The following is a 25,284-nucleotide window of genomic DNA, read 5'->3' as shown; positions in this document are numbered from 1 at the left end:
GGCGGAGCCGCCCTTCCGGTGGCGGGTGAGCCAGGTGTCCGGAAGGAACTGAGCCACCTCCGTCGCGATTACTTGTGTAGACCATAGACTTCCCTCATGGAGATGTCTTTGGTTGGATCGACTGGCTCGATGTCGATCCGATAGGCATCATGAACGATCCTGTCGAGAATGCCATCGGTAAGAGGAGCGTCACTGCCACCGAGTTGCTGATACCAGCCCTCTTCCTTGTATTGCGAACAGAAGACCGTAGATTTCCTGTGGTATCTCTTGCTCAGGATCTCGAATATGTCCGGCTGTTGCTCCTGCGTCAGCGGGAGAAGAAGCCATTCATCAATAATCAGAAGTGCAGGTTTTGAATACTTCTTGATTGCTTTCTCGTATGTATCGGTTCTCCTAGCCTCCGCCAATTCGATCAAAAGATCCGGAAGGCGGACATACAGTGTTTTGTAGTACTGCTTACAGGCCTCCATTCCGAGAGCGCATGCCAGATAGGTCTTGCCGCATCCGGTCGCTCCGGTGATGAAGATGTTCCGATTGTCAGTTATGTACTCGCAGCCAGCAAGCCTGCCAATCAGATCTCGATCGAGTTTTCTGCCGGAGACGTAATTGATATCTCCGATGTAAGCTTCAGGCTGATCGAAGGAGGCATCCATAATGAGGCGCTTCAGACGGTTGGTCTTGCGGCTGTTGTATTCAGCATCGACCATCAGGGCGAAACGGTCCTCAAAAGAGATTTCACGGATGCTCGGATCCCTGAGCTGAGCTCGGAAGGCATCAGCCATCGGGGTCATGTGCATCTCGACGAGCTTATTGATTGTAGATTCATTCGACATGGTTTTCACCTCCGTAGTACTTTGCTCCTCTGGTTATCCCATAAGGATTCTGTAGAGGTGTAGCCTTTGTCTGAGCTGTCTGCTTCTGCTGTAAAAGCGTATTTTCAGCAGCAAGGATGTTGCATACAGATTTATAGCTTGGGCTCGGATTGAATGCCAGAGCCTTTGCACAGGCGCTTTCCAAGGACTCTGCCGAATAACGCTTTTCCAGCTTCAGTAGAGCCATACAAGCACGATAAGCCTGCTGTTCAACTGCTTTTGAAGAAAGGATTGCATCAATGGTACGTTTTGTATTGCTTCCAATCTTTATGGCCCATTTGCGGAACCGGTCGCCGTCCCATTCCAGGTACTTCTGGTGATCAGGAGGCATGTGTTCCGGCACGGTACTGTACTGGCCAGGACGCCCTTTCAGCCTCCTGTGAGAGGCGATACGATCCTGTTTGTAAAAGACCTCAATCATCGATTCAGTCACTCTGACATCGACCTTCTTGCCGATGTACGCATAAGGCACGGAATATAGCATTTTCCCTATGCTTATGTGATAATTGTACTGGACTGTCGCTTGTTTCCATTCGGCGGTTTCATATGGGGTGGCTGGGAGCTTTGCCAGGCGTGGCAGTTCTTCTTCGCGGAAGAGGCTTGACCGGCTGCCCTCTTTTTTCTGGAACTTCCGGTCATTGTAGGCTTTCAGTTTTTCCTGAATCGCCTTGTTGAGTCCCGCAAGAGAAAAGAACTGTTCGTCACGCAGGGCGGCAATGATCCAGGTCGATACATGGCCGACATTGCCTTCAGCGCTTGGTTTGTGCTTCTTATCAGAAATTACCGATAAGAAGCAGAAGTCTTCCGTAGAAGGCACGGTCGGTAAGATTGCCACCGCCATCATTGCCCGGTGTCGGAACGATGTGTATTACTCCTTCTCAGAACTCAAGAAGGGAGTTGCGGACAGGCTCTATAAGTTCAACCATGAGGCTTTTCAGAAACGCGAAGGCAGCCGTTATGAGGTGCTTCAGGAAGAAAGGGAATTCCTTCGTCCGCTCCCGGATGTCCCTTACGAGATCGCCGAGTGGGTCTATGGCCGGGCTGTAAACCTCGACTTCCATGTCGTGTACAAGAAGAACCGGTATTCCTGTCCGTATCAGTACGCGAAAAAGAAGGTGGATTTGAAGGTCACAGATCGTTTTGTGGAGCTCTATTACAAAGGAGAACGCCTGACAACACACAACCGTTTTCCGGACTATAGGAAGAACAAGTACTCCACACATCCGGAAGACATGCCGCCTGCCTTTCGTAACATCGTCCAGTGGGATGACGAGCGGATCCGAAACTGGGCGAGCTCGGTCGGTAAGTCTACCCGGCAGGTCATCGACCGGATCTTCAGCAGTGTCAGTATAAAAGAACAGGGCTATAATCCCTGTCTCGCCGTTCTCCGCCTCAGCAGGACGTATACAGATGCCCGTCTGGAAACTGCCTGTGAGCTTGCCATCAGCAGGGGGATTAAGGTGCCCCGTTACCACCACCTTAAAGCAATCCTGACAGCGAATCAAGACATCACTTATAAAGAACAGCTGGAATCCGGATCTACCGCTGACGACTCCTCCATGGGTTATCTGCGCGGCAGCGACTACTACCGGAAGGGAGGTGATCCGGATGCTGAATGATGAGACCAGAAGAAAGCTCCGCGTTCTGAATATCGGCGAATTCATAGAGGAACTCGAAATACAACAGCAGGATCCACAAACGCTTGCCCTTCCTTTTGATGACCGCTTCCAGCTTCTGACAGACAGTGTCTATCAACGGAAATACAATGAGAAGGTGCGCAGGCTGATCAAGAACGCGAAGTTCCGTCTCCCGAAGGCGGATATCCATGACATCCTGTACATCGATAAACGCCCGCTCAGCCGAGGCATTATCGCCGATCTGGCCAGCTGCCGGTTTGTCGATGACTGTCGCAGCATCGTATTCCAGGGATACCCCAGCTCCGGAAAGACCTTCCTCGGCTGCGCAATGGCAAAAGAGGCATGCCGCGCTCAGCACAAGACCAGATATATCCGTCTCCCGGATCTGCTGGGAGAGTACGCTGAGAAGTCGCTGCTTCCCGGCGGAAAGAACAAGGTACTGAACAAGTATGCAGCTTTCAAGGTACTCGTCCTGGATGAATGGCTCATGCCGGAACTTTCCAAAGCAGATGTCGAGTTCCTTCTGGAACTGACAGAACGGCGCTTTGACAGCACGTCCACGATCTTCTGCACGCTTTACAAGCGTGAGGACTGGGTGAAGCGTCTTCGCGGCGGAACTTATGCAGAATCCATCGTTGAGCGCTTCGCGCACAACACCACCTGGGTGGAAACCGGTGATGTGAATATGCGGCAGTATTTATCCCACGCCTGACGGCATGGGCTCAACTGCGGCCCGACTTTGCTAAACGGCGATTACCATGCGCTGAACGCGCTTCAGCGCATGGGCTGATCGCCCGGAATAATCAATATACAGTTTTTCCCGAGAATAGCATCCGACCCTTGGTTTAGTATGCTATCCGATCCACCACTCCGGCGTCAGTTCCCCGAGTGTCACCACTTTATCCTGTTCATAATCCAACATGATTTCGATGTCTTTGTATGTCGTCGGCATCAGCTGTACCATCAGCTCCCTACAAGCCCCGCAGGGTGCACCGGTCTTGCCGTTTGACATAACAGCCAGCACCTTGCAGATGTCCTGTTCCCCGTTGGTCAGCATGTTGAAAATAGCGTTGCGCTCCGCACATATGCCGAGGGTCGAGCAGGTATCTACACACACTCCGGTATAAATCCTTCCTGATGCAGAGAGGATGGCCGCAGCCACGCCGCCTGCCTCGACATAATCTGAAATCTTCCTGCCGTTCTGCACAGACTTAGCTGCTTCATAGAGCTTTTGCCAGAGCCAGTTATCCTTCGTCATCAGATTGACATGCCCTGTCCGCGTCTCGTGCATGAGCGGTACATCGACACCTTCCGTGGTCCACTGATAACGGAATCCGCATTTCTCCTGCACCCGTTTTGACTTGAGGTTGCCTTCATAGTAGCCGCACCAGACCTTTTGCATGCCGATATCCTCGAAGGCATGTCGCAGCATCTCCCGGGCAGCCTCCGGTACAATCCCCTGTCCCCAGAACGGCTTGCCCAGCCAATAGCCAAGCTCACACTCATCGTCACGTTCTGTCATATCCGTGTGGCCGTTCAGTTTAAGTTCGATCGCACCGATTGCTTTGTTGTCCGTTTTCAGACAGATAGCATACGCTTCCCGGCCGTTAAATACATTCCGGATCACATCCAGACTCTCATCCACACTTTGGTGTGGCGGCCATCCGGCGATCGGACCGACGTCCGGATCCTTTGCATATTGATATAAGCTCTCCGCGTCACTCTCTTCCCAGCGGCGCAGGATCAGTCTTTCGGTTTCCAGCATCCCAAAATCCTCACAATTCCAGTCTCATATACACAAGTTCCTGATATCCCGACATGCGGGATTTGAAACCTCTCGGGTTCCTTCCGAATTCTACAAAGCCGGCTTTTTCATACATGTCGATTGCCCTGCTGTTCTCAGCAACCACATTCAGTTCCATCTGCTCATATCCGGCCTTTTTCGCGCATTCGATACAGGCTTCCAGAAGGGCCCGACCTATCCCAAGTCCCCAGTATGCCTGATCTACACTGATTCCGAAATCAGCTCTGTGACGGATCTTGTATTTGCTGCCCACCTGGTCGATCCCGGCCAGACCGGCAACAACACCCTCCACTTCCGCCAGTATCTCAATTTCGCAGGCGCTTTCTGACTTGCTTTTCAGGAACTGAGCCTCCTGTTCCGCAGTAATGTCCGATTCGTCCGGATAGGAAAGCAGATTGTCCGTCTGCTCGTGTGTCAGGATGAAATTATCCAGGACAGCCTTCCCATCCTCTACCGTCCCATTGCGCAGGATGCAGATCCTGCCGTCTTTCAATGTGATTGTCTTCCTGTATTCCAAAACGACCACCTCATTTCCTCAGTGACGCAATCAAGAAGTATCTTTGTAAACAGATTTGTCCCGATATCCTCTGCTATCTCAAACTCGCCCCAAACCTGCGAAGTTCCTCCAGCTTTTCCTCCGATACACCGAGATCATATCCATGAGTTGTGAAAACTCCCATATCTTCCAGCTGCAGATAATCCAGAAAATCTCCCTTATATGAGAACAGCGCCCCGTCATACATGTCCGGATCACCGGAGCTTAAGAACATGGCCACCTTCTTCAGCTTCTCCGGTTTGTTGGGATATGCTGCTGCATAGAAGCGATCAATCGTACATTTCAGCTGCCCGGAAAGGCCATGATAATAGATCGGAGATGCGATCACGAGCATCTCAGCTTCCTGAAGCTCATGGTAGACAAATTGCATGTCATCCTTCTGAACACACTGTCCATTTCCCTTTGTGTGGCAGTATTCGCAGGCAAGACACCCGTGGATATTCATCTTGCAGACCTCATATACACCATACTCGTGCCCTGCCGTCTCCAGTCCCTCACAAAAAGCCTGGATCATCTGTTTAGTATTTCCCTTGGGTCGGGGACTTCCGTTAAAAATCAATACTTTCATAATCAGAGCACCTCCTTGTCCCTGCGTTTCCGTACAGTTGAATGCGCAGCAACAATCTTCTGATAACAAGGGCATTCCGGATCATGGTCACAGATGACGCCGCAGGCCTGCAGATGGGAATAGATCGTGACAGCACCCACGTATTTGAAGCCTCGCTTCTTGAGGTCCTTACTTATTCTGTCTGACAGTCCATTGCTCACCGGAATCGGCCCCTTATCATGGCCCAGATAGAGAATCGTCTTTCCCCCGGAGTATCCCCAGATGTAATCACAGAAGCTTCCGAACTCCTCCCGCACTCTCTGATAACACCGGGCGTTATTGATAACAGCCTGTACCTTGCGGGGTGATCGGATCATCCCTTCTGTATTCAGGATACGTTCTACATCTTCATCGCCGAACTCAGCAATACGATCATACTCGAAGTTGCAGAAGCATTCACGGAAGATTTCCCTCTTCTTCAGCATCAGATCCCAGGAAAGACCGCACTGAAGGCATTCCAGCGTCAGATGCTCAAACATCTGCCGGTCATCGTGGACAGGGATTCCCCATTCCGTATCATGATAAATCTGATTGGCCTCATTCATTCCGGCCCAAGTACAGTAGCCCATGCCATACTCCTTTATTTCTCTGGTGTGTAAGTCGAGCCATGATCGTCATCATGCCCCTGTACCTCCGAGTTTCCGAGTCTCTGGGACAATTCCCTGTTCCGTTCCAACAGATTCCAAATACCATTCTGTGAAAGGACTCCGCGTTTCAATTTCTCTGGGAAGATGCCGGCTTCATCCATGGCATAATCATCCTTCCACTGCTGGCTCGTATAATATGCCTCCAGCTTCTGAATTTCAGACTGGAATGCCTGATACTCCTCGATCTTCTTTTCCAGGACATCCATCTTCTGTGTCGCCTTATCCAGAATGCTCTCCATTGCATAGATATGCTGCGGCACGTTTTCTCCGGCAAGGCGTTTTCTGAACTGGCTCTTTTTCGCCCGGTAATGGTTGACGATCTCATAATCCGGAATCCAGATCTTTGCCTCTTCTATGCGGTCAAAAACGAACTGCAGGGCCTCTTCATCAGACAGACTATCTTCAGTCTGTTTTCGATAGGCCTGGTACATCCACTCCGAGATTTTCTCTTTCTGCTTTTGCTTCAGCTGCCCGTAACTCTTATTCATCTGGAGCAGACGTCCATCCACCATCCTGTGCTTACTCATTTGTATTCACCCTGCCTGTAATTGCAGTCAGCCTGTTTCGCCCTTACTTCTTTTTCTTCGGACCAGGAAGTTCATCATGCATTGCTTCCAACAGCTTGCGCAGGAATTCCCTGTCCTCCACGTCATCGACAAGCAGCATTTCCTTCGCGCCTTCATATGGCAGTTCCATATCTGCATTCGGCATCATCGCCACAGCAGATTTTGTGGGTTTTACAAGAAAACGGTCATCGTAAATGCCGCCGACCACCTTGCTTCGAAAATATATGATGTATTCGCCCATCATGGCTCGATAGGATATATCATCCAAGTCCGATAACTGCTCCAATATGAATTCCAGGTATCCTTTGCTTGATGCCATACTCATCTCTCCCATTACGTCCACTTACAATGATAGACTTTTCTTTCCTGGTATTGCTGTGCGGATAAAAACATATTCCTGATCCGAAGAGCGGTTATCTTCGTAATGATACCCACTCCAATTGAAGTCCTTCATCTGCTCCGGAGTCTCTGCATGGATTCCTGCCATAAAACGCACCATTTCGCCCCTGGCCATTTTGGCGTAAACACCCTTCTGAACGACTTTATTGCCTTCAAGTTCACCAAAGACGCAGGTAATATACCGGTCACCCGGCTGCAGATATTTCTCAATGCATTTTGAGTACTCTTTCGAAGCAAGATTGATGACGGTCCTGCTGTCACCGATCACTTCCCGATAAAGGCTGTCTCCCCAGAAATCATACAAGTTCTTATGACCACCTACAGCAGCCTTCGCCTGCATTTCCAGCCGATATGGCACAACGCCATCCATCGGTTTCACCACGCCATAGAAACCAGACAAAATCCGCAGATGTTCCTGCACATAATCGTATTGGCCATCCTCAAAGACTGCCGGGGCCATGTAAGTATATTGGATACCGTCATATGCCAGTAGCGCCGGCGTCAGATTATTCTGAAGATCCATATGCGCAAATCGCTCGGCGTTCTGCCGGGCGATCTTGTCGTTGCAAACCCAAAGCTTTTTCTGTTCTTCATAAGACAGACTCTGGATCCATTTCATCAGGACTTTCGTCCTGTCCATAAATACCGGAAACTCTTTGCAGGCAAAAGAATCTGTATCCACCCGCATCTGCTTTGCCGGGGAGATAATGATTCTCATTCCAGTTCTCCGAGCATCAGGGCCGGATTATCAGCTGCCTTAACCTTATCAAAAGCCTTTACGATAATACCGTTCTCATCAATCAGGTAGGTCGTCCGGACAACACCCATGCTGACCTTGCCGTAGTTCTTCTTCTCCTTCCAGACATCGTAAGCCTGAATCACTTCCTTCTCCGGATCAGAAAGAAGTGTGAAGGGCAGGCCGTATTTTTCCTCAAATTTCTTGTGGGATGCTATGCTGTCCTTGCTTACGCCAAGAACGACCGCGCCTTTCTCCCGGAACTGTGGATACAGATCTCCGAACGCACAGGCCTGCTTCGTGCAGCCGGCAGTCATGTCCTTTGGGTAAAAATACAGAATTACCTTCTGACCCTGATAATCTGCAAGGCTTCTCATTTCTCCGTTCTGGTCCGGCAGGGTAAATGCCGGAGCTTTGGTTCCAATCTCTAACATTTTTTCTCCATTTCTTGATCCGTGTTTCAATATTTATTCTGCAGAAACTTCTCGACGAATTCTTTCTTTAATACTATCAAGTTCACGCTGAAGTTCTATAACATATTCAGAACATACGTCCTTATATAAGCCTCGACTATAACCTTCTTCTATTTTCATTTCAAGGGTTACATCATTATGAAGACATAGTTTGACAAGTTTTGAAAAGACCTCTTTCAATTCTCCCTGGCATGAATCACTATTCAAATTCACTCGACACTCATCATCTTCGAATGCAAAAGAAAGAATATCATCATCGGTATTCTCGGCAAACAGTTTAACTTCAAGAATTATTTGATTCATAGATATCCTTCCTTTCATAAAAGGCATCCCGGCTACCTTCAAGAGATTTTAAGCTTTCTTCAGCCCAATTTAACACGTCATTCTCATCATTTATATTGACTAATCGGTCTGAAAACGGATTACCTATGTACGTTGTATATATTCCATTGCTGTGCGTGCGATATATTGATGTATACGGAAGTGTTCTTACACCGATATTAGCATTATGGGTCGCCACAACAACGAACTTGTGTCGTTTTGATAAATTCACAAGTATTGGTCGGATCGTTGTATCTATATAAGAGTTCCCCATACCTAATTCAGGTTCATCCAGGAAATACGCATCCGCATCCTCCATTATTGCTCTCTGAAGAAGCAACATCCCCTTTTCGCCATTTGAAGGCGAGTATAATTCCCCGGTATTGTTTATAATTTGCTTCGATCTTCCAACAAAGGGCAAAACAGAGGTAATATTGTCTTCCGAACAAATATCATTGAGGTTTTGCACCTGGTCTGCTATGTCAACATTAAATATATTCTGTTTGATATACTCAAGGATTGCTTTTACCTCACGCAGTTTTCGTATGCCAATTCTAAATTCCTCCTTTCGGGATTCTGCACAGAGCATCCGAAATTTAGTATTGATATATATGTCTCCCTTTTCATCCAGAGTTCCTACTTTTTCCCGACTATTAGACTCATCAACAGACAACGCCCTCAGTATAGTATTAACGATCTTAAGCAGTTTTAATCGGCCTTCCACAAAACCTGTCAACCCTGTAGTTGATGGCTTAGAAACTGAATTTGTACTTTTGTCAGCAATTTCCTTTATTGTGTTTAAGGTATAATTCACAAGATGAATCACTTGCTCTGCAATTAAATCCTCAAAGCGATGCTGGTAGATACTTTCCTTTAGTCTTCTTAATAATGCTCTTAATTGATCACTCTCTTCCTGGCTCAAATATTCTTCAAGCTGTATGTTAAGTATACTCGGGAAGATATTGTCTATCGTCTCTTTATCAGCCTTATGAAGCTCTTCTTTTACATTTTCTATACTCGGTAAGGCAGATGCTCTTGTTATTCGCATTCGTGATTTGTTTGCATTATTGCCGTCCGTTTTCTTCCAGTTCAGATAATTATTAAAATGGGTCGGACTCGCATCTACCCAATTCCTAATATCATTAAACTCGTTTTCGCAATCCCTTACCCCCATTACAGACAGCTCTGGTTCTATACCAGAAATACGCAGAAGTGCTTTAAAATCATCATCTCTCTCAGATGCAACATACCTTACACATTTATATCCATTTGCCCTCATACTTTCGAATAAACTACTGACTATTTCGGTTTTACCGGTTCCCTTCTGGCCAAAGATAACATTCATATCTGCATAGATTCGAATCGGTAGATCCACTCCCACAGCTGGATGGGCAATTAAATTTTTGCTATCCTTCTTATTCAGTAAAGTCTGAACAACAGTTTCATCCCTTTTCGACAATAAGCAAAACTGTTCAAAACTGTCAACGGGGAGTTTTAATTCAGAGAAACTACAGTCTTCATAATGATTCCAGTCTTTAACATCACTTCCGACCAGCACATTATATCTATAGTTCACAAAAACGCTCATGGAGCTTTCATTTGCAGTTTCTTTGAATACCCTATGCGGGTCTTGGATTATTTCATCCAACTTTTCTGCATCTTCTAAAGGAATTGCCGGTTTCTTTTGATGAAAATGTGCGATGTAAATAGCATCATGATTCTTGAACGCAGCATGTATTTCATCAAGAGTATGTGTACAATCATTCAAATTGTCTCCCCTGAAAAGATTATCAACACTTGCAGAAAAATCAGACGCTTCTTTTGGATTTACAACAACAATCAAGTGCCACCTCTTAGATCCTGGCTCCAAGACATCAATCTCTACGCCAGGCCAAACTTGACACGTATTAATGACAGCTTCCATCAAATTTTTATATTGCTCAAGATCAAATGCGTTGTGGTTTGTGATTGCAACAATTTTAATGTCTGCATTTTCAATTTTAGTTTTAAATAGCTCAGGTGTTACATTTCTCCCTCGTCCATCACCCTTTTTGATGGCTTTTGTGTGACAATGAAGATCTATTTTCATCCTATCCCTCATAAGTTGGCACACGGCCAACCTTATATATCATTGTAAAAAAGACTATTAAATCAGCTCACTCAAATGGTTCAAGATACTTTATTAGCTTTCCGGTCATTTCTGCATACTCTATCTCTGACCGCGTACTTTCACCGATATATCCTCCAACGTTGATCACAAAGATCTCGTCTGCCATATCGATCTTCCGCTTATGCATGTCATCCAGCATGGCCTTTGTAGCAGTCAGCGTTCCTTCGTCCATATTCTCCCAGACTTCACTGTCCCCGGAATGGCCAAACAGGCCTACGCTGATTACAATATTTCCGTCCAGAGTCAGCCGCTTCTGGGTCTCCATAAATGCGTCCTTAAAGCGGGTGCTACCACACAGGGTTATGACTTTATATTTTCCGACCATGCCAGCCTCCAAGTTTCTGGGACATATCTCATGAATGCGCCATTATAATCTCCAGTGCATCCTGCGACAGGTTCTTTCCTTCATAGGTTACAAGCAGCTGCCCCGGGAAGTTCTTCTCGTACCACTTCTGTTTTTTCTCCCAGTGCGCTTTATAATCCGGGCGATCCAGCATTCCGACATGCTCCCAGTAATATGTCTCCCCACGGAATGTCACCGTGAAATCAGGAAGATACATCGTGCCGTCCGCAGCGTACAGCGGCTCCTCATACTTGAACGGTATATCCCTGTCCACCAGCATGTTGACGATAATCACCTCTGATTTCGACCGCACAAAATACTCTGACAATGTGGCCAGCTTCTTCTCATCGGCATGCCAGTTAGTACAGGAGCAATGCTTCAGCATACCCCAGTGCTCCCGCTTTTCGATCTTTTGCCGCCCTGGATATTTCCTTCACCGAGATCTTACTCAGTTTCTCCTTGAACACATCATCCTTCAATGAGTCGCCATAAGCATCCACTAATTTGGCTACACCGTTCAGCATATTTGCGCTTGTAGAGTTCGGAATTCCTTCCCAGATTCCAATCACCAGCCGGAGCACTCTGTTCAATACGTTGAAGCCATACTTATCATAGATTTTCTCCAAAGTAGTGACCGCACATATCCCATTCGGAGATGCCGACGGTGTAATCATCATTCCAAAATCTTCAACCAGAGCCTTGATGTTCAATTCTTTATCGTTTCCAGCCTCGATATTCGCCATAAATATCTCATAGGGAAGCAAGGCTTTTACGTATTTCATCTGGTTAGCAAAGATGTCTGCTTCATGTTCATACTCAAGATCATCATAGATCATGCACCAAACAGGCGTTTCTCTGGAACCGGAAACCAACGCAATGATCTCAACCGCATGCTGACTATTGAAAATGTAGTTGACCCCATCTCAATTTAGCCTTTAGGGATATTCTGTCCGTCTTCCGGGTCGGCAAACTCCGCTTCAATTTCTTCTATCGTCGGCAGGCTGCCTTTGAATTTTTCGGGAATCAGTTTGGACAATTCATAGCTGGACACTCCCAAAGGCTGACTGGTGGATTCAAGCGCATACTGTGCCTCGACACGATCCATCCCTTTACAGATCAGCAAGCCGATTGTTGGATTGTCAACCGCCGTTTTACGCTGATGGTTCACCGCCACCACATATGTCCCCAACTGGCCGGCGAATGAGGAATCAAAATCAACGGCCTTCACTTCAACTACAACATAACAATGCTGTTGCGTATTATAAAAGAGCATATCAAGGAATTTCTCTTTATCGCCGACCATGATCCGGACTTCACGGCCCATATAGGCAAAACCTGTGCCAAGCTCCATTAGAAAGTTTTCGGCTTTGTCCATGAGAGCCGCTTTAAGTTCTTTTTCATCGTATCTCTCACGAATCGTAAGGAAATCAAAGTTATAGGGATCGCGGGTTATGGCCTGCGCCAGGTCGCTCTGCACAGCAGGTAATGTAAGGGCGAAGTTCGTAACAGCCTTCCCCTGGCGTTCATACAGAGCAGTATCAAAAATGTTCATCAAGACGGCTCTTGACCAGTTGTTTTCGATGGTCTTGCAGACATAGAACAAGGCCTTGTCATGATCATCCCTGCATTTGCCGAGCAGAAATATATGATGTCCCCACGGAATATAGAAGATGATTTCCTCACCCAAATCGTCAACAACCCGCTGACGGTTTTCTGCACTTCTCAAATCGTCAACAAGCTGCTGACGATTTGAGAAAGCTTCGTATCCCTCCGTAAGCCACGGACGATTCTGTGCATTCGGATACAGCTCATAAAAATACTTCATGTATTTCAGGTTCGTAACAGAAAATGAATGTACCTCCGGAAAAACATCCTGCAAGTCGGTACTGACCGCCTGGTAAAATCCATCACCATACTCCGCATCCAGGTGCATTGCGGAAATGTCCCTGCCAATCGACCAGTAAAACCGCAGCATTTCATCATTCACCTTCATAGCTGCCCTGATTTGGCTCTGGCGGAACCGTTTACTGACTTCCTGAATCCAACTCCGATAGGAATCGTTATGTTTTATCAGCTTACTGCTCATGCTTACCCTCTCCCTTTGTTTATGTGATGAATTTCCATCTCCCGCAATTTCTCCTGTTTTTGATCATAGTCATCAAGATACGCGGTCAGAGCCCGTTCCACCGCTACTGTTTTTGCCTGACCCGCTTCTTCAGAAAAACGAGTTAGTCTATCATAAATCGAACTCTCGATACATACATTCAGGTATGTTCCATTTTTCTTTGGTCTTGCCATGATAAATCTCCCGTGATCATATTCTGTTATGACCGATTCATCATACCACGATGTACTACTATATTCAACGATTATATAGACAACCTGCGAATTCCCCCGTATTTTTTTGCTCAAATGAAAATATCACCGACGAAGAAATAATCCTGTCAGTGGCTTTGCAACCATGCTATTCTGCCTATGTATAATAATCCTATGAGACAGAGCCGGTACGCTAATGAAACGTACCGGCTCCGCCTGCTACATTACCATTTCAGTTCACCGTCACCGCCCATCAGCCGCGTCATCTCCTCAATCCGCTCCAGCGGAAACGGAGGAGACGAAACCGGCTTCATAGCCAGTGACATCAGCTTCATGGGATTATCATCCGCTGCGATGCGATTGGAACTTAATGTCCCACATACCTTGCAGCGATGAATAATAGCCCATTCTCCATTCTTCCTTACCCATACCGCTATCGGCTCCATCACACCGCCGCAGCCTGCCGCCCGGTCTCCCGGTTCATTGTCCAGATGCTGGCTGGAGAGACAGTACGGGCAATGGTTCCGATGATCGCTCCCTGCGCCTGTCGGTACAACGGTTTTGCCGCAGACCTTACAGACGAAGGATTCATTGCATGGATGGGTTTTATAGTAATTCTTCTCAAATGATTTTTTCTTGTTTTCCCGATTCATTGAGTACCAACCTCCTAAAAGTAAAATCTTAAACCTTCTGGGAGGCTTGCGAGACTGTTGGCAAACCTCCCGGTTATGCCACAATCTCTATTAATTTGCTAAATGTCTTCAAACAGCAATTCTCCTTCTTTTCTTTATTATCAAAACCTTTCGGTCTGATTTCTGCTTCATGTTGTCATTTCGTTTTGGCTATCAAAAAACCTTTTATAACCAGGAACGCTAAACAGACGATACCGGCATACGGCTGCCTTGTCGCAATAAACACTATAACCTCGAGTATCGACAGAACCAATCCCGTAACAAGCCGGTGTCTGATCCAAACAGGTTTATTGAAATGGGCAATGATCACACCGCAGATTCCGTTCAGAATCGCAATGCTGATAATCACGATAAATACGATCCTCACCCACGGGCTGATTCCGGTCAATCCGAATAGAGATACCGTCCCGGAGAAATCTGTCCCATTTCCAAAGGCGGGAATAAACATCAGCATCACCAGCAGAACATCCATCACGCAGCAAATGAGCGAGATATATTTACTGACAAATTCCCGCTTATCGTTTTCTGCCACAGTGATCATCTCATCCGAACAGATCAGTTCATCAATCGTAACGGAGAAAAACCGTGAGATTTCTTTTAACGAGTCGATGCTTGGATACCCTCTGCCGGACTCCCACTTCGATATTGCGGTTCTTGAAACATACAGAGCCTCCGCCAGTTCTTCCTGTGTCAGCGACCTGGCCTTTCTCAATTCCTGCAGCTTTTCATTGAACTCCATCCTTGTTCCTATTACCTCTCTTTGCGTTGTCCACATACAAAACCACGGACCTATACAGCATAAACAGCCCTGCGCTTAGGATTACGGAGGCAACAATATCTGTCGCCCAATGTACCCCTGAGATCAGCCTTCCGATTACCATAAATGTCGAAAAAGCGAATACGAACACCGCCACCGCTTTTCTGAGCATAGAATTCACCGCTCGTCTGTATACCTGGAACATCAATGTCGGCATTACAGACAGCACCAGCAACGTCGTTGATGACGGATAGGATGCTTCCAGCCTTCCCTCTATCAGCACCGGTCTGTAATTGATCGGAATCATTTCAAAGATCAGGTAACAGGCTATGACCAGAACATAATAGATACCTAATAACAGGATATCCGGATCAACCCTTAGCAGGCTCCGTCTCTTTATCAGCTGCACCAGACCCAGCACTCCGAAGCAGAGGCATATAAATATGGGTACAAGTCCCAGCCAGTCCGTGATCGTGTAAAGCGTCATGTGCACGCCGGTCAGCTGATGGAACCATACATTAAAATCAGCAAATCCAATCTTCGTTCCATTCTGCCCCACAGCCTGTACATCGACCCACCGGATCAAAACAGTCCACAGGGCAAAAGCACCGATCAACCCTGCCCCTGCCAGCAGATTTCTTTTTTCCTTCATGTTCTCTTCGTCCTTTCATTTAGTATTGCCCATTGGCAATTTGAAAGTAACAAAGACCCATGAAAAAGGAAAGAAACGTATCGTCACATCCGCGATACGATTCGTGTCCTGCCCATATAATAAGGTTTTTTCAGATTTTTCATTTATTCAGTCCTCGATAAAACCGAAGCACCTGTTCCATATCCTCTGTATTTGGTCGATTTTTATTTATGCCTCCAACCAGCTTGAATGGTCCGAAAGTATCAAATCCCTTACAATAGAACACGCCCAGGCAGCGGCAGTTTTTTTCTTCCGCAATTTTTTTCGCGCTATCCGCATGATTCTCTCTTGGATCTCCTGCAGTATGAATGTAAAATACATCTTTATCGCACGGAAGATTGTTTTCAAGAAACTTTAGCATCTGAGGGTAATACTTCCCATAGGCTATGCCGGAAGCAATCCCTATGCGGTCATAACCTGAAAGGTCATATTGCTCATTCTCTGCAATATCCAACAGCTCCACATCTTCCTGCTCCGCTATAGCTTCTAATAATTTCTTCGTATTTCCATGATGTTTCGAAGCATAGACTATAACCGTGTTTGCATTCATCCTATATCCTCCGGTTTTTCATTTTTCATCTTGCCAAGCCAGGTACAGTAAATAATCGCAACTACTATCGTTACTCCTATGTAAATCCAGTCAATCAGCTCATTATCCGCACCGAACAACGAAAGGACATCGATCATGGAGTGCGCAATGATACACGGGATAATACTGCCGCTCTTATAGCAGACCATTGTCAGGATAAATCCCCAGCTGATGGCAAAAATGATCTGCATGACCGTCTCAAAGCCTGCATGTCCTGTAAAGAGATTCACGATATGACCTATACCGAACGTCAAAGCAGAAACTATGATTGCCACAATCGTCTTATCCTTCCCCAGCATCGCCCTGAAAAGAAATCCTCTGAAGATCATTTCTTCCACAAAGCCAACAAGGATCATAGAGAGCACCGCTATCACCAGTGAAGCGCCCTGATAGGAAGGAGCGAATCCATCCCAGATATTACCCGTAGCCAAAATCCACATCGGCATAAAGAACAGATACCTCTTCATATCTTTCGGCCATCCGGTAAGTCCGTATTTTTCTTCCAAATGATTTGCTTTTACAAATGTGATGATTCCTGCCGCAAAAACAAGCAGCGCTATCAACATGGCAATACTCGTATCCCCGAAGTTTCCTCTGATCGTGCCTAAAACAACGCAGTAGAGGACAATCCAAAGCACTGCAAATAGTATTTCTTTCTTTTCATACAGCTTACGCATACTTTTTTCCTTTCCGGAATTCGTCATTCGGAGGGAGCAGAACCTGTTTTCGGGAGAATTCCTTATTTCTTTGCAGCGATCATTCCAAAGAAGACATTCTCCAGCATCTTCTTGCACTGCCCCTCATCATATTCCATGGAATTATTGGCAAGCAGACTCGCCATGCCATGAGCCACACAGAAAAATGTCAGGAACATCTCTTTTGCCTGCTCTGTATCCACCTTAAGCCCTGCCGCCATAATTCCCATGATCTCCGAAAGTCCGGGATCAGCCATAAGAACTGCCACATCTTTTCCGCCAAACTTATCTGTCTGGAACAGAAAACGGAACAGGTTCTTTTCTTCCTGTCCAAACCGCACATAATTGAGTCCCAGAGCCAACATCGGATTTTCCTCCTTATCCTTCGGCATAATGAACTCCGTATGATACTGATCCGCTATCTCATAGGCGGCTTCCCTGATCTCATCCACCGTCTTGAAGCTGTACAGCACCGGCTGGGTTGAGCAACCCAGATATTCCGAAATTGTCCTGGCATTCAGGTTCTCATGTCCGCTTGCCCTGATCACTTCAAACGAGGCATCCGTAACCATTTTCTTTGTAATTTTCACTTTCGGCGGCATAGCAGTCCTCCATCCTTATAATTTGCGTTATATAATCATTATTATATAAGGATGTATAGTTGTCAAGGCATTCCGCATTACGTGCTCCATGTTCTTGCACTTGGCTAATGTCTGCCCTTGCAAGCACAGCAGCTATTGCCAGGTTGGTGTTGCAAAAAGAAGAACCGGTCACCCGATCCTTCTCTTCCAAACAATGTATTCAGTTGCTTCAGTCTTATTTCCTGCTCAGATCTGTCCTGCCCTTATCATTTCACGACCTCACCAGGGATGGGCGACGGCCCCGGCCTTTTGGGGGCCGGGGCATAGAATCACCTCAAAATCTCTTTTCTCTTCTTCACCGGATAGCAAATCTCCGTCACAAACTCATCCGGATTCTGTGTCTCATGCGGACTGACGTGGTAAATGTTGAACATCGGCTCAGCAGGCTCGTAACCGTTCGCTTCCATCCATGCGATCACGGCAGTGTAAACATCCGTGATCTGGGTGTAGCTTCCCTGATATATGCAGCTCGCAACCATGACCTCCGGCAGCGTACGGAACTTCACGTGCTCCGTGTCAGGATAGCTGCCCTTGACGGTCTTCCAGGCCATCATTTCGACGTTTTCTTCCTTGTACTCTCCGTCGAGGTAGGTCACCGCGCAAAGGCAGGGATCATCCTCCACGAGATTCATCCGGCAAGTCTCTTCTTCCAGTTTGCCCCAGATCATGCCTTCATCTTCATAGCGGGGAATGGTCATCCGGATGGTCGCGGCATAGCGCTCGGGGATTGTCTTGAGGGTAACGTTATAACTCATGTCTTCTTCCTTTCTCAGCCTTTTTCTGGCTGCGTCCAGAAGCGTCAGCTTATATGCCGTATCCTTTGATAAGGTCTCCAACTCTTTCTGCCGGGCAGAAAAGAACTGTTCCAATTTCTCACGGTCATCATAGACTTCAAGGATCCTGACGATATCAGCAAGGGAAAAGCCCATATCCTTCAGGGCGGCAATGCGGCCCGCTATGGGGAGCTGATCCTCTCTGTAATACCGATAATCCGTGAAGCGATCGATCTCGGCCGGTTTCAAAAGGCCGATCTCATCATAGTGGCGGAGCATTCTGACGCTGACTCTGGACAGTTTTGAAAATTCTCCGATCTTCAGCATGGCGGTACCTCCTGTTACTGGTTTTTGAGCTCACGTCAAGCTTAATGCCTGCCACAGTGTGAGAGTCAAGAACAAAAACAAGAATAATCGATCACTGCTTTTCCTGTACCTTTCAGTTATTGATACTTATAGGATGCGCTTCTGTCACAAAGATCATCCCGTCATACAGCTCTGACGGAACCTGCCAGACCCGATAAGCATACGGGAGGAGACGATACACAATTCCGTTCAGGCCATCCATCGGATTCTCCCCGATGTTGCCCATGAATATGTATCCGTTCACCATTTCTGCCAAACCCCCGTCTGCGGGAATAACTGAGAAATCCAGCCATGAAACGTCATAATCGTTTTTACGGGAAGCCTTCGCAAGCGGATCTCTCGAATAAAATGTCCTGTTCACACGTTTTCCGGAGCTTGTCGGAAAATTACATGTCGTTTTATAAAAATCCGTCCCTATGGCGAAGTATGCATCCCTTCCGATTCTGTCAGTCAGCAGATTCCCCATAACCTTATTCTCACCGCCGACATATGTGCCTGACTGCTCCAGATGACCGTTATGTCCCGTAATGAAAATCCTGTCATTCCCCTTTTTCTCTTCCTGTGCGAGGATCCACATCGTATTGTCCGCCATGTACTGGTCGCGGATCCCGTTGGCGTCCGCGAAATTCTCTTCATACGCCTTTTCCATCGCCTGATTCTGCAATAAAATGTCCGTCAGATGCACCGCTGTATCCATGGCCCGATCCGTGTCGGACGCGAGGTTTCTCTCTGATAACTCCTGATTGAGCTTAGTAAGAAACGATACCCTTTCCTCGCGATTATATAAAGCAGACCATTCCTCACCGACCCGGAGTTTCTCCAGTTCTGCAGTATCATGACCCAGGCTCTTCAATTCTTCCAGAAGGAATTGATAATTGTATTCTGTTTGCTGCATATCAAACCCATAAAACCGGATATCATCTCCTTCGGCAGCAGTCTCGTTATAGCTGCGCATCCAGGAAATCAGATCCTCCATTTCATCGGTCCGGTAGATGGCAAACCCAATCGCGCCAGCAGCCTCTTTTGCTGTACCATCTCCACCATGAATATAACGGTTGACTGCCTCGCACCCACCGTAATCGCCCTCTAGGGCAAACGCCCGGACGCCATATTGTTCCACCATGATCTGAAACACATCCAGTTTCAGTTGCTGAAATTCACGGTTTCCGTGCGTCGCCTCTCCCAGCGCAATGATTCTTGTATTATCAGGAATTGCTATCTCAGAAATCTGTCCTGCATATGCGGCAAATTCTTTAGGATCTGCACTCTCCCCGGTTCCAAATCCGCCAAAATGGGAAAATACAGTCCCTGTAAGAACCAGCACGGCAAGAATACATAAGATAACAATTCTTCTGATCGCTACATGTTTCTTTTTCTTTATGCCCATGTCTTTCATTTTGTTCCTAGTCAAGTCCAAATTTGTGTGTAAATTGCCTTCAGGTATAACTGTTGATAACTATGCTGCCAGGAGGGCGGCCTGTTCTTCGGCAATCTGGTGCAGGTGATTTCGAGCATCTGATTTCAGCAGCTTCTGATAAGACTCTTTGCTGAAGATTGCCTTTCTGGCCTGACTGATGCTGTTCTGTTCCATCAGGACAGATCCCATCAGCCGGATCAGCGAAGCTTCATTCGGAAATATCCCGATAACACCGGAACGCCGTTTCAGCTCTCGGTTCAGCCGCTCAATGTGGTTCGATGTCCGGAAGAAGCGGCGCATCCCTTCCGGAAGCGTCATAACGGTCATAGCGCTTTCGAAGCCCTCGTCAAGGCATTCCATGGCTGACGAAGCGGATTCCTGATAATCGGCGAGAACCTGGTCCCGCTTTTTCCTGGCATCCTTGATCTTTTTGCAGTTGAACATTTCCTGCAGTTCAGCACGGAGACCAGCCTGTACCTTCTTCGGTGCTTTGTCGGCGATGTTCTTTGAAAAGTGAAACTGACACCGTTGCCATGGAACATCAGGAAATACCTCCCTGGATGCATTGATAATGCCATCGTGAGCATCGGACGTAATCATCATGAGGCCGCACAAGCCGCGCTTTTTCAGGCCTGTCAGGAAATCTTTCCATGTCTCACGTGACTCGTTACGGTAGGCCGAGAAGCCAAGGATTTCGCGCTTTCCATCGTCATTGGTGCCATAGGCAATCATCAGCGCTTTCGAGACAACCCGGCCGTTCTCACGCACCTTGAAATACGTAGCGTCGACCGTGAGAAACGGATAATTCCCTTCGATCGGCCGGCTGCGGAATGCCTCGACTTCCTTATCGAGATCCTTGCAGACATCGGAAACGGCGGATTTAGAAATCGATGAACCGCAGAGCGTTTCTACGACCCTTGCAACTTTCCTGGTGGATACACCGCTCACGACCATTTCCGCCATGGTCGTAACCAGAGCGGCCTCGCTGCGGGAGTAGTTCTCAAAGACCATCGTATGGAATGGCTGGTTTCTGTGTCTCGGTACATTCAACGTTATCGTTCCGATCCGCGTTTTGAGATCTCTGGTTCGGAAACCGTTTCTCGAGTCTGTACGGCCTTCTGAGCGCTCATACGGCGCCGCCTGGAGCTGCTCCTGGGATTCGGCCTTAAGAACCGAATTCAGGCTATCCTGAAGGAGGGTTCGGAAAGCATCCTCCGGATCGGCAGAAAGTAACTGTAGAATTTCGTCCTGATTCAATGTAATATTGAGTTGAGCCATTGGTTCTCCTTTCGGTACTTTGTTGAATGTCGAGATTCTCATTATACCTGAAGGAAGAGCCATTGGCTCTTTTGAATTATTGAATTTACACCATTATACGGACTCTATCTTGTTCCTCCGCGTCGTATCTGCGTAGTGTAATGTATAACCTCTGTATAACTGTGTATAACCCTTGATTTTGGAGGATTTGCAAATAAAAAGAGCAATACCCCCTACTTTTGTGTATAATGTCAATCGCCAAACCAACATTAGAAAGAGGTGATATTGCTCATGGACATTATACAATATTTGGTTGCGGTCGTGAATGACCTTTATCGCCAGAACTGCTGGCTGATTTCTTTTATCTGCAAATATATTCCCCTTAAACAGTGGGCTTTCGATGACGCCACTTCCCCAAAATACGAGAAATTCAAAACGGATAAGCTGCCTGTCATTATTCCCGTTGAGAAAAAAGACTGGAAGCATCTCCGGATGGAATACAAGCGAAGCCACAACGGCCGTGACCTGCCTCCAGTCAGGCGCCGGAAGGATTGTGATCTTCCTTCTGGCCTTCGCTGTCCCTGCTGCAACGCCCCCGTCGACTACATTTACCGCAATAACGGTTCCAAAGGACAATGCCTTTGTAAGGCCTGCGGGAAGATGTTTTCTCCCGGGACCAGACGCTTTAACAAAAAATTCGAGCTCCATTGCCCCTTCTGCGGCCATTCCCTTGTGCCCGTAAAGAGCCGTAAGCATTTCACCATCTGGAAGTGCGTGAATCGGAACTGTTCATACTACAAGAACAGCCTGAAGCATGTGGATCCCGACTCACCGAACGGCAAGAGTGACTACAAACTCCACTATCTTTACCGCGAGTTCACCATGGACTTCTTCCAGATGAAACTGGACGATGGTTCTGGAAAAGTAGCTGCTATGCGTTTCCGCAAGTTTGACCAGAACATCATGGGCTTATGTCTGACGCTCCATGTCAACCTCCAGCTTTCCCTGAGAAAAACATCACAGGCCCTCATGGATCTCTATGGCTTCCGGGTCAGCCACCAGCAGGTTGCCAACTACTGTAAGATTGCCGCCAGATGTGTAAAGCCCTTCGTTGACCATTACGACTACCATCCCGGCTCCGCTTTTGTGGCGGATGAGACTTACATCAAGGTCCGCGGCATTAAATCTTACATCTGGTTCATCATGGATGCGGTAAGCCGCTCCATCATCGGCTACCGGGTATCCGCCAGCCGCAGTGTCGGGCCATGTATCATGGCCATGCGGATGGCCTTCCGGCATCTGGGGAATGTTCTTCCCGAAGGCTTTAAATTCATTGCTGATGGATACAGCGCCTACCCTCTGGCCGCCCAGCAGTTCCTCTACAAGTTCGGCGAAAAGATGAAATTCGAGATTACCCAGGTCATCGGACTAACCAACAGCGATGCCGTCACAACGGAGTACCGCCCGTACAAACAGCTGATCGAGCGGCTCAACCGCACGTACAAGGCGTCCTACCGTCACACCAACGGCTTCGATGGATTGGAAGGCGCCAACTATAATCTGGTGCTCTGGGTTGCCTACTACAACTTTCTGCGTCCTCACAGGCACAACCGCTTCCAGGTGCTCAACAAAGATCCTGACATTGAACTCGCCGGCAGCATGCCAGGCAAATGGCAGATCATGATATACCTCGGCCAGAAGGCCATCCTGGAACAGCAAAAAGCTGCGCAGGCATAAGTCTGTTCATAGATTCTGAACCAGAGGCAGACACCCAGGCACCCCGAAGGGGCCTGCCCTTGACGGCATGCCGCAGCTGCGTTACGCTGGGATGCCCGCGACGGGAGAAGCCTGTCTGTTCATGAGTTCCTCACCGTCGGCACAGCCACTCCAACGCAGCTCCGGCATGCTGTCAAGGGTGCCGTCTATCTGAAAAAGGTTTATTATTTGGCTCTTCTGGCATAGGTGTGGAAGCGTAACCCCCACTTTTCCCTACGCCGCATGAGATAAAACGCCTCTCCGAGTACCTCGATTCGGCAACGGGATTTTCAGGTCCGAACAATACAGCATGACCATGTGAATCATATTGTCGACATCACGAAATCCGTAGGCCTGTCGGATGAGCAGTTTTATCTTGTTGTTGGTTGCTTCGATACGTGCGTTGCTGACATCAAGCCGTATCGTGTTCAGGATATGATCCTTTTGCCGCATGATCTTTCTCTGCAGTTCTACGAACTCAGGTATGCGGCAATGCCGGGCCCATTTAACCCAGGCAATGAGTTCCTGCTCCGCCTCATCGACGTCATCGATCTGGAAGATCAACCGCAGCTTTTCTTTTAGAAGGTATGCTCGATACAGCTGATTATCAGACTTGGCGATCATTTCGAGGCGGACTGCCTGATTCGATGTCAGGTGTTCCGGTGCCTTGCCCAGGGAGTACATGGACTTTTTGATCTGGTCAGCTTTCTTCTTGGCAGCCGCTGCGATCTGGGCTTCTGTATCGTCCTTCCTGGGACGGCCTTTGCCTCTGGATACAGCAACGGCCTTTGCGGCCTCCTGTGCTCTTCGCCAGGCGACGACACGTACCTTGTCAAGCGCTTCGGTTGCCCACTCCACGACGTGGAACGGATCAACACAGCGTTCTGCATTTGGGAAATACTCCTTTACGCAGTCTGTGATCCAACGTGCGCCGTCGCCGGTCACTACCCTGATGGATGCGCGCTGCTCTGGAGTCAGCTGTTCGCAGAACTTCTGCAGAACCGACTTGCCGTGATCCTTTGCAGCCCAGATAACGGTATTGGTCTCGTGGTTTACAACAACTGTGATGTAGCTGTGCCCTTTACGGTAGCTGGTTTCATCGATCCCGATCTTCACAGCTCCGTCAAGACGGACGTTGACATCAGGTTCGAGATCTTCGTGGACTCGTGCGATACATCTGCCGACAGTGCGCCAGTCAATCCTCATATATTTGGAGATGGCACTGCGGCTGAGATACTTGCCCATCCAGGTGACGGTGTAATCGAAGTCTTTAGTAAAGTTCGAATTCGGGAAAGCCCATGGGACATCGGCGGTCTTGACACCATGCTCCTTGCAGCAAATACGCGGAAGGTATGCTTCGATGTAAACAAGAATTCCACCGAAATCCAACGCCCGCCAGCGCTTATTCTCATAAGGAGCGTCATAGATCCGGGTATAACGCTTGCCGCATACAGGGCATCTCCACTGTAAACCCTTGCGCAGATGTACTTTGATCAAGACACATAGTTCACCATACTTGTTGGTAAAAAAATCGGCATCGTCAACGACAAGACCATTGACATTCAACAGTTCTTTGCATAATGTAGTAACTGAAATCACTCGGAGCCTCCCGTTCTGTGTTTCTTTGTCAGCTATACATTATGGGAGCCCGGGTGATTTTTTTCAATTATTGATGCGAACCCGGAAGGTTATGTCACCGGTCGCCCCGGCGCGTCGACCCACTGCCCCATGGGACCCGCCGCCCGCGCCAAACGGGGCTCGTTATGAAAAGCACATCAAGGGGAAGAACGGGAGGTGATCCCCCTTCGAGATTGCTTCGGTAACCAGGCTGCACAAACAGCCATAACATCAAAGAGAGGCTAGAGGGCTCTCACACATGTGCCAGAAGCCTCTATTTTCCTGACTCTTCCGCCATCCCAGACCGGATAGTTGGCAAGCGTCAGCATAACCGCGAACAGAAAAGAAAAGATCCGGATCAGCCACTTCTGCTTTCCGGTATCCTCTGTCTTCGATTTCTGATTGAAATGCAGGCAGAGAACGGCCGGCGCAAAGACAAAAAGATACGGAGAGAGATAGGAATCAGCCGTCAGAAGCTCGGAAAACGCTGAAAAAAGCAGCAGACATTCCAGTACAGGCGCTGCCCTGCCTGCTTTCGACATGAATCCGGATGACATAAAACTCCCTCCCTCTTTGCGCTGCACGAC

The 25,284-nt window shown here is 47.7% G+C and carries 32 protein-coding genes; 3 read left to right on the top strand and 29 right to left on the bottom strand.

Annotated features, from left to right (window positions below; genetic code table 11):
• Positions 1–68: 68 nt before the first annotated feature.
• Entirely contained in the window at positions 69–833 is a 765-nt protein-coding gene (istB, locus tag G4C92_RS13500) for an IS21-like element helper ATPase IstB (protein WP_274940348.1), read from the bottom strand.
• The gene (locus G4C92_RS13495) at positions 823–1,713 is read right to left on the bottom strand and encodes a Mu transposase domain-containing protein (RefSeq protein ID WP_330654725.1); all 891 of its coding nucleotides are present in this window, start codon (positions 1,711–1,713) and stop codon (positions 823–825) included. The genes istB and G4C92_RS13495 overlap by 11 nt, the downstream gene beginning before the upstream one ends.
• 121 nt (positions 1,714–1,834) lie before the next feature.
• Here G4C92_RS13495 and G4C92_RS13490 point away from each other — a divergent pair, with 121 nt between their 5' ends.
• Together G4C92_RS13490 and G4C92_RS13485 are read left to right on the top strand one after the other, a co-directional pair.
• A complete protein-coding gene (locus G4C92_RS13490; RefSeq protein WP_274940347.1) occupies positions 1,835–2,491 on the top strand; it encodes a Mu transposase domain-containing protein in 657 nt (218 codons plus the stop codon).
• Positions 2,481–3,221, top strand: a complete 741-nt coding sequence (locus tag G4C92_RS13485; RefSeq protein ID WP_274940346.1) for an ATP-binding protein — start codon at positions 2,481–2,483, stop codon at positions 3,219–3,221. The genes G4C92_RS13490 and G4C92_RS13485 overlap by 11 nt, the downstream gene beginning before the upstream one ends.
• 141 nt (positions 3,222–3,362) lie before the next feature.
• On the opposite strand, the gene G4C92_RS15010 is transcribed toward G4C92_RS13485, so the two are convergent.
• From G4C92_RS15010 to G4C92_RS13355, 25 genes are all read right to left on the bottom strand, one after another.
• Positions 3,363–4,274 (bottom strand): GNAT family N-acetyltransferase, encoded by a 912-nt coding sequence (locus tag G4C92_RS15010; protein ID WP_330654724.1) that lies wholly within the window; start codon positions 4,272–4,274, stop codon positions 3,363–3,365.
• Positions 4,275–4,284: 10 nt separating this feature from the next.
• Positions 4,285–4,830, bottom strand: coding sequence for a GNAT family N-acetyltransferase (locus G4C92_RS13470; RefSeq protein ID WP_274940345.1), 546 nt, complete (start codon positions 4,828–4,830; stop codon positions 4,285–4,287).
• 73 nt (positions 4,831–4,903) lie between these two features.
• Positions 4,904–5,383, bottom strand: a complete 480-nt coding sequence (locus G4C92_RS13465) for a flavodoxin family protein (RefSeq protein ID WP_274940344.1) — start codon at positions 5,381–5,383, stop codon at positions 4,904–4,906.
• 56 nt (positions 5,384–5,439) lie between these two features.
• Complete coding sequence (locus tag G4C92_RS13460) at positions 5,440–6,045, bottom strand: DNA-3-methyladenine glycosylase I (RefSeq protein ID WP_274940343.1); 606 nt, start codon at positions 6,043–6,045, stop codon at positions 5,440–5,442.
• An 11-nt stretch (positions 6,046–6,056) separates the two neighbouring features.
• Positions 6,057–6,650, bottom strand: a complete 594-nt coding sequence (locus tag G4C92_RS13455; protein WP_274940342.1) for a DUF4298 domain-containing protein — start codon at positions 6,648–6,650, stop codon at positions 6,057–6,059.
• Positions 6,651–6,693: 43 nt separating this feature from the next.
• Positions 6,694–7,008, bottom strand: coding sequence for a TfoX/Sxy family protein (locus tag G4C92_RS13450; protein ID WP_274940341.1), 315 nt, complete (start codon positions 7,006–7,008; stop codon positions 6,694–6,696).
• A 24-nt stretch (positions 7,009–7,032) separates the two neighbouring features.
• Positions 7,033–7,806: a peroxide stress protein YaaA gene (gene yaaA, locus G4C92_RS13445; RefSeq protein WP_274940340.1), complete on the bottom strand. Its 774-nt coding sequence runs from the start codon at positions 7,804–7,806 to the stop codon at positions 7,033–7,035.
• Complete coding sequence (bcp, locus tag G4C92_RS13440) at positions 7,803–8,258, bottom strand: thioredoxin-dependent thiol peroxidase (protein WP_274940339.1); 456 nt, start codon at positions 8,256–8,258, stop codon at positions 7,803–7,805. The genes yaaA and bcp overlap by 4 nt, the downstream gene beginning before the upstream one ends.
• Positions 8,259–8,291: 33 nt before the next feature.
• Positions 8,292–8,600, bottom strand: coding sequence for a hypothetical protein (locus tag G4C92_RS13435; protein WP_274940338.1), 309 nt, complete (start codon positions 8,598–8,600; stop codon positions 8,292–8,294).
• The gene (locus G4C92_RS13430; RefSeq protein WP_274940337.1) at positions 8,581–10,707 is read right to left on the bottom strand and encodes a histidinol phosphatase; all 2,127 of its coding nucleotides are present in this window, start codon (positions 10,705–10,707) and stop codon (positions 8,581–8,583) included. The genes G4C92_RS13435 and G4C92_RS13430 overlap by 20 nt, the downstream gene beginning before the upstream one ends.
• 67 nt (positions 10,708–10,774) lie before the next feature.
• The gene (locus G4C92_RS13425) at positions 10,775–11,113 is read right to left on the bottom strand and encodes a hypothetical protein (RefSeq protein WP_274940336.1); all 339 of its coding nucleotides are present in this window, start codon (positions 11,111–11,113) and stop codon (positions 10,775–10,777) included.
• A gap of 28 nt (positions 11,114–11,141) precedes the next feature.
• Positions 11,142–11,516, bottom strand: a complete 375-nt coding sequence (locus G4C92_RS13420) for a hypothetical protein (RefSeq protein ID WP_274940335.1) — start codon at positions 11,514–11,516, stop codon at positions 11,142–11,144.
• Complete coding sequence (locus G4C92_RS13415; RefSeq protein WP_330654722.1) at positions 11,491–12,003, bottom strand: DUF6551 family protein; 513 nt, start codon at positions 12,001–12,003, stop codon at positions 11,491–11,493. Before G4C92_RS13415 ends, G4C92_RS13420 begins: the two co-directional genes overlap by 26 nt.
• Positions 12,004–12,059: 56 nt before the next feature.
• On the bottom strand, positions 12,060–13,217 hold the full coding sequence (locus tag G4C92_RS13410; protein ID WP_274940334.1) for a PDDEXK nuclease domain-containing protein: 1,158 nt from the start codon (positions 13,215–13,217) through the stop codon (positions 12,060–12,062).
• 2 nt (positions 13,218–13,219) lie between these two features.
• Positions 13,220–13,429: a hypothetical protein gene (locus G4C92_RS13405; protein ID WP_274940333.1), complete on the bottom strand. Its 210-nt coding sequence runs from the start codon at positions 13,427–13,429 to the stop codon at positions 13,220–13,222.
• Positions 13,430–13,671: 242 nt separating this feature from the next.
• Positions 13,672–14,100 (bottom strand): RNHCP domain-containing protein, encoded by a 429-nt coding sequence (locus tag G4C92_RS13400; protein WP_274940332.1) that lies wholly within the window; start codon positions 14,098–14,100, stop codon positions 13,672–13,674.
• A 175-nt stretch (positions 14,101–14,275) separates the two neighbouring features.
• On the bottom strand, positions 14,276–14,878 hold the full coding sequence (locus G4C92_RS13395) for a helix-turn-helix domain-containing protein (RefSeq protein WP_274940331.1): 603 nt from the start codon (positions 14,876–14,878) through the stop codon (positions 14,276–14,278).
• Positions 14,865–15,548, bottom strand: coding sequence for a phosphatase PAP2 family protein (locus tag G4C92_RS13390; protein ID WP_274940330.1), 684 nt, complete (start codon positions 15,546–15,548; stop codon positions 14,865–14,867). Before G4C92_RS13390 ends, G4C92_RS13395 begins: the two co-directional genes overlap by 14 nt.
• A gap of 139 nt (positions 15,549–15,687) precedes the next feature.
• On the bottom strand, positions 15,688–16,137 hold the full coding sequence (locus tag G4C92_RS13385) for a flavodoxin domain-containing protein (protein WP_274940329.1): 450 nt from the start codon (positions 16,135–16,137) through the stop codon (positions 15,688–15,690).
• Positions 16,134–16,853, bottom strand: a complete 720-nt coding sequence (locus G4C92_RS13380) for a CPBP family intramembrane glutamic endopeptidase (RefSeq protein ID WP_274940328.1) — start codon at positions 16,851–16,853, stop codon at positions 16,134–16,136. The genes G4C92_RS13385 and G4C92_RS13380 overlap by 4 nt, the downstream gene beginning before the upstream one ends.
• Positions 16,854–16,915: 62 nt before the next feature.
• On the bottom strand, positions 16,916–17,461 hold the full coding sequence (locus tag G4C92_RS13375; protein ID WP_274940327.1) for a TetR-like C-terminal domain-containing protein: 546 nt from the start codon (positions 17,459–17,461) through the stop codon (positions 16,916–16,918).
• The gene (locus G4C92_RS13370) at positions 17,421–17,663 is read right to left on the bottom strand and encodes a hypothetical protein (protein ID WP_274940326.1); all 243 of its coding nucleotides are present in this window, start codon (positions 17,661–17,663) and stop codon (positions 17,421–17,423) included. Before G4C92_RS13370 ends, G4C92_RS13375 begins: the two co-directional genes overlap by 41 nt.
• Positions 17,664–17,781: 118 nt before the next feature.
• Positions 17,782–18,612: a MerR family transcriptional regulator gene (locus G4C92_RS13365; protein ID WP_274940325.1), complete on the bottom strand. Its 831-nt coding sequence runs from the start codon at positions 18,610–18,612 to the stop codon at positions 17,782–17,784.
• 112 nt (positions 18,613–18,724) lie between these two features.
• Positions 18,725–20,047, bottom strand: coding sequence for an erythromycin esterase family protein (locus G4C92_RS13360; RefSeq protein WP_274940324.1), 1,323 nt, complete (start codon positions 20,045–20,047; stop codon positions 18,725–18,727).
• Between the two features lie 60 nt (positions 20,048–20,107).
• On the bottom strand, positions 20,108–21,346 hold the full coding sequence (locus G4C92_RS13355) for an IS256 family transposase (protein ID WP_274940323.1): 1,239 nt from the start codon (positions 21,344–21,346) through the stop codon (positions 20,108–20,110).
• A 270-nt stretch (positions 21,347–21,616) separates the two neighbouring features.
• Between G4C92_RS13355 and G4C92_RS13350 the strand changes: the two genes are divergently transcribed.
• Positions 21,617–23,062 (top strand): integrase core domain-containing protein, encoded by a 1,446-nt coding sequence (locus tag G4C92_RS13350; protein ID WP_274940322.1) that lies wholly within the window; start codon positions 21,617–21,619, stop codon positions 23,060–23,062.
• A 252-nt stretch (positions 23,063–23,314) separates the two neighbouring features.
• Here the strand turns inward: G4C92_RS13350 and G4C92_RS13345 are convergent, their stop codons facing one another.
• Both G4C92_RS13345 and G4C92_RS13340 read right to left on the bottom strand, forming a co-directional pair.
• The gene (locus tag G4C92_RS13345; RefSeq protein ID WP_274940321.1) at positions 23,315–24,679 is read right to left on the bottom strand and encodes an ISL3 family transposase; all 1,365 of its coding nucleotides are present in this window, start codon (positions 24,677–24,679) and stop codon (positions 23,315–23,317) included.
• Positions 24,680–24,939: 260 nt separating this feature from the next.
• The gene (locus G4C92_RS13340) at positions 24,940–25,254 is read right to left on the bottom strand and encodes a hypothetical protein (protein ID WP_274940320.1); all 315 of its coding nucleotides are present in this window, start codon (positions 25,252–25,254) and stop codon (positions 24,940–24,942) included.
• Between the last annotated feature and the right edge of the window lie 30 nt (positions 25,255–25,284).

Source organism: Chordicoccus furentiruminis (genome assembly GCF_019355395.1).
GTDB classification, from domain to species: Bacteria; Bacillota; Clostridia; order Lachnospirales; family Lachnospiraceae; genus Chordicoccus; species Chordicoccus furentiruminis.
This window is presented reverse-complemented; position numbering and strand designations above follow the sequence as displayed.

Coding starts and splice junctions, on each gene's coding strand:
- istB (WP_274940348.1), bottom strand. CDS start 833: ATGTCGAATGAATCTACAATCAATAAGCTCGTCGAGATGCACATGACC.
- G4C92_RS13495 (WP_330654725.1), bottom strand. CDS start 1,713: ATGGCGGTGGCAATCTTACCGACCGTGCCTTCTACGGAAGACTTCTGC.
- G4C92_RS13485 (WP_274940346.1), top strand. CDS start 2,481: ATGCTGAATGATGAGACCAGAAGAAAGCTCCGCGTTCTGAATATCGGC.
- G4C92_RS15010 (WP_330654724.1), bottom strand. CDS start 4,274: ATGCTGGAAACCGAAAGACTGATCCTGCGCCGCTGGGAAGAGAGTGAC.
- G4C92_RS13465 (WP_274940344.1), bottom strand. CDS start 5,383: ATGATCCAGGCTTTTTGTGAGGGACTGGAGACGGCAGGGCACGAGTAT.
- G4C92_RS13460 (WP_274940343.1), bottom strand. CDS start 6,045: ATGGGCTACTGTACTTGGGCCGGAATGAATGAGGCCAATCAGATTTAT.
- G4C92_RS13455 (WP_274940342.1), bottom strand. CDS start 6,650: ATGAGTAAGCACAGGATGGTGGATGGACGTCTGCTCCAGATGAATAAG.
- G4C92_RS13450 (WP_274940341.1), bottom strand. CDS start 7,008: ATGGCATCAAGCAAAGGATACCTGGAATTCATATTGGAGCAGTTATCG.
- yaaA (WP_274940340.1), bottom strand. CDS start 7,806: ATGAGAATCATTATCTCCCCGGCAAAGCAGATGCGGGTGGATACAGAT.
- bcp (WP_274940339.1), bottom strand. CDS start 8,258: ATGTTAGAGATTGGAACCAAAGCTCCGGCATTTACCCTGCCGGACCAG.
- G4C92_RS13435 (WP_274940338.1), bottom strand. CDS start 8,600: ATGAATCAAATAATTCTTGAAGTTAAACTGTTTGCCGAGAATACCGAT.
- G4C92_RS13430 (WP_274940337.1), bottom strand. CDS start 10,707: ATGAAAATAGATCTTCATTGTCACACAAAAGCCATCAAAAAGGGTGAT.
- G4C92_RS13425 (WP_274940336.1), bottom strand. CDS start 11,113: ATGGTCGGAAAATATAAAGTCATAACCCTGTGTGGTAGCACCCGCTTT.
- G4C92_RS13420 (WP_274940335.1), bottom strand. CDS start 11,516: ATGCTGAAGCATTGCTCCTGTACTAACTGGCATGCCGATGAGAAGAAG.
- G4C92_RS13410 (WP_274940334.1), bottom strand. CDS start 13,217: ATGAGCAGTAAGCTGATAAAACATAACGATTCCTATCGGAGTTGGATT.
- G4C92_RS13405 (WP_274940333.1), bottom strand. CDS start 13,429: ATGGCAAGACCAAAGAAAAATGGAACATACCTGAATGTATGTATCGAG.
- G4C92_RS13400 (WP_274940332.1), bottom strand. CDS start 14,100: ATGAATCGGGAAAACAAGAAAAAATCATTTGAGAAGAATTACTATAAA.
- G4C92_RS13395 (WP_274940331.1), bottom strand. CDS start 14,878: ATGGAGTTCAATGAAAAGCTGCAGGAATTGAGAAAGGCCAGGTCGCTG.
- G4C92_RS13390 (WP_274940330.1), bottom strand. CDS start 15,548: ATGAAGGAAAAAAGAAATCTGCTGGCAGGGGCAGGGTTGATCGGTGCT.
- G4C92_RS13385 (WP_274940329.1), bottom strand. CDS start 16,137: ATGAATGCAAACACGGTTATAGTCTATGCTTCGAAACATCATGGAAAT.
- G4C92_RS13380 (WP_274940328.1), bottom strand. CDS start 16,853: ATGCGTAAGCTGTATGAAAAGAAAGAAATACTATTTGCAGTGCTTTGG.
- G4C92_RS13365 (WP_274940325.1), bottom strand. CDS start 18,612: ATGCTGAAGATCGGAGAATTTTCAAAACTGTCCAGAGTCAGCGTCAGA.
- G4C92_RS13360 (WP_274940324.1), bottom strand. CDS start 20,047: ATGAAAGACATGGGCATAAAGAAAAAGAAACATGTAGCGATCAGAAGA.
- G4C92_RS13355 (WP_274940323.1), bottom strand. CDS start 21,346: ATGGCTCAACTCAATATTACATTGAATCAGGACGAAATTCTACAGTTA.
- G4C92_RS13350 (WP_274940322.1), top strand. CDS start 21,617: ATGGACATTATACAATATTTGGTTGCGGTCGTGAATGACCTTTATCGC.
- G4C92_RS13340 (WP_274940320.1), bottom strand. CDS start 25,254: ATGTCATCCGGATTCATGTCGAAAGCAGGCAGGGCAGCGCCTGTACTG.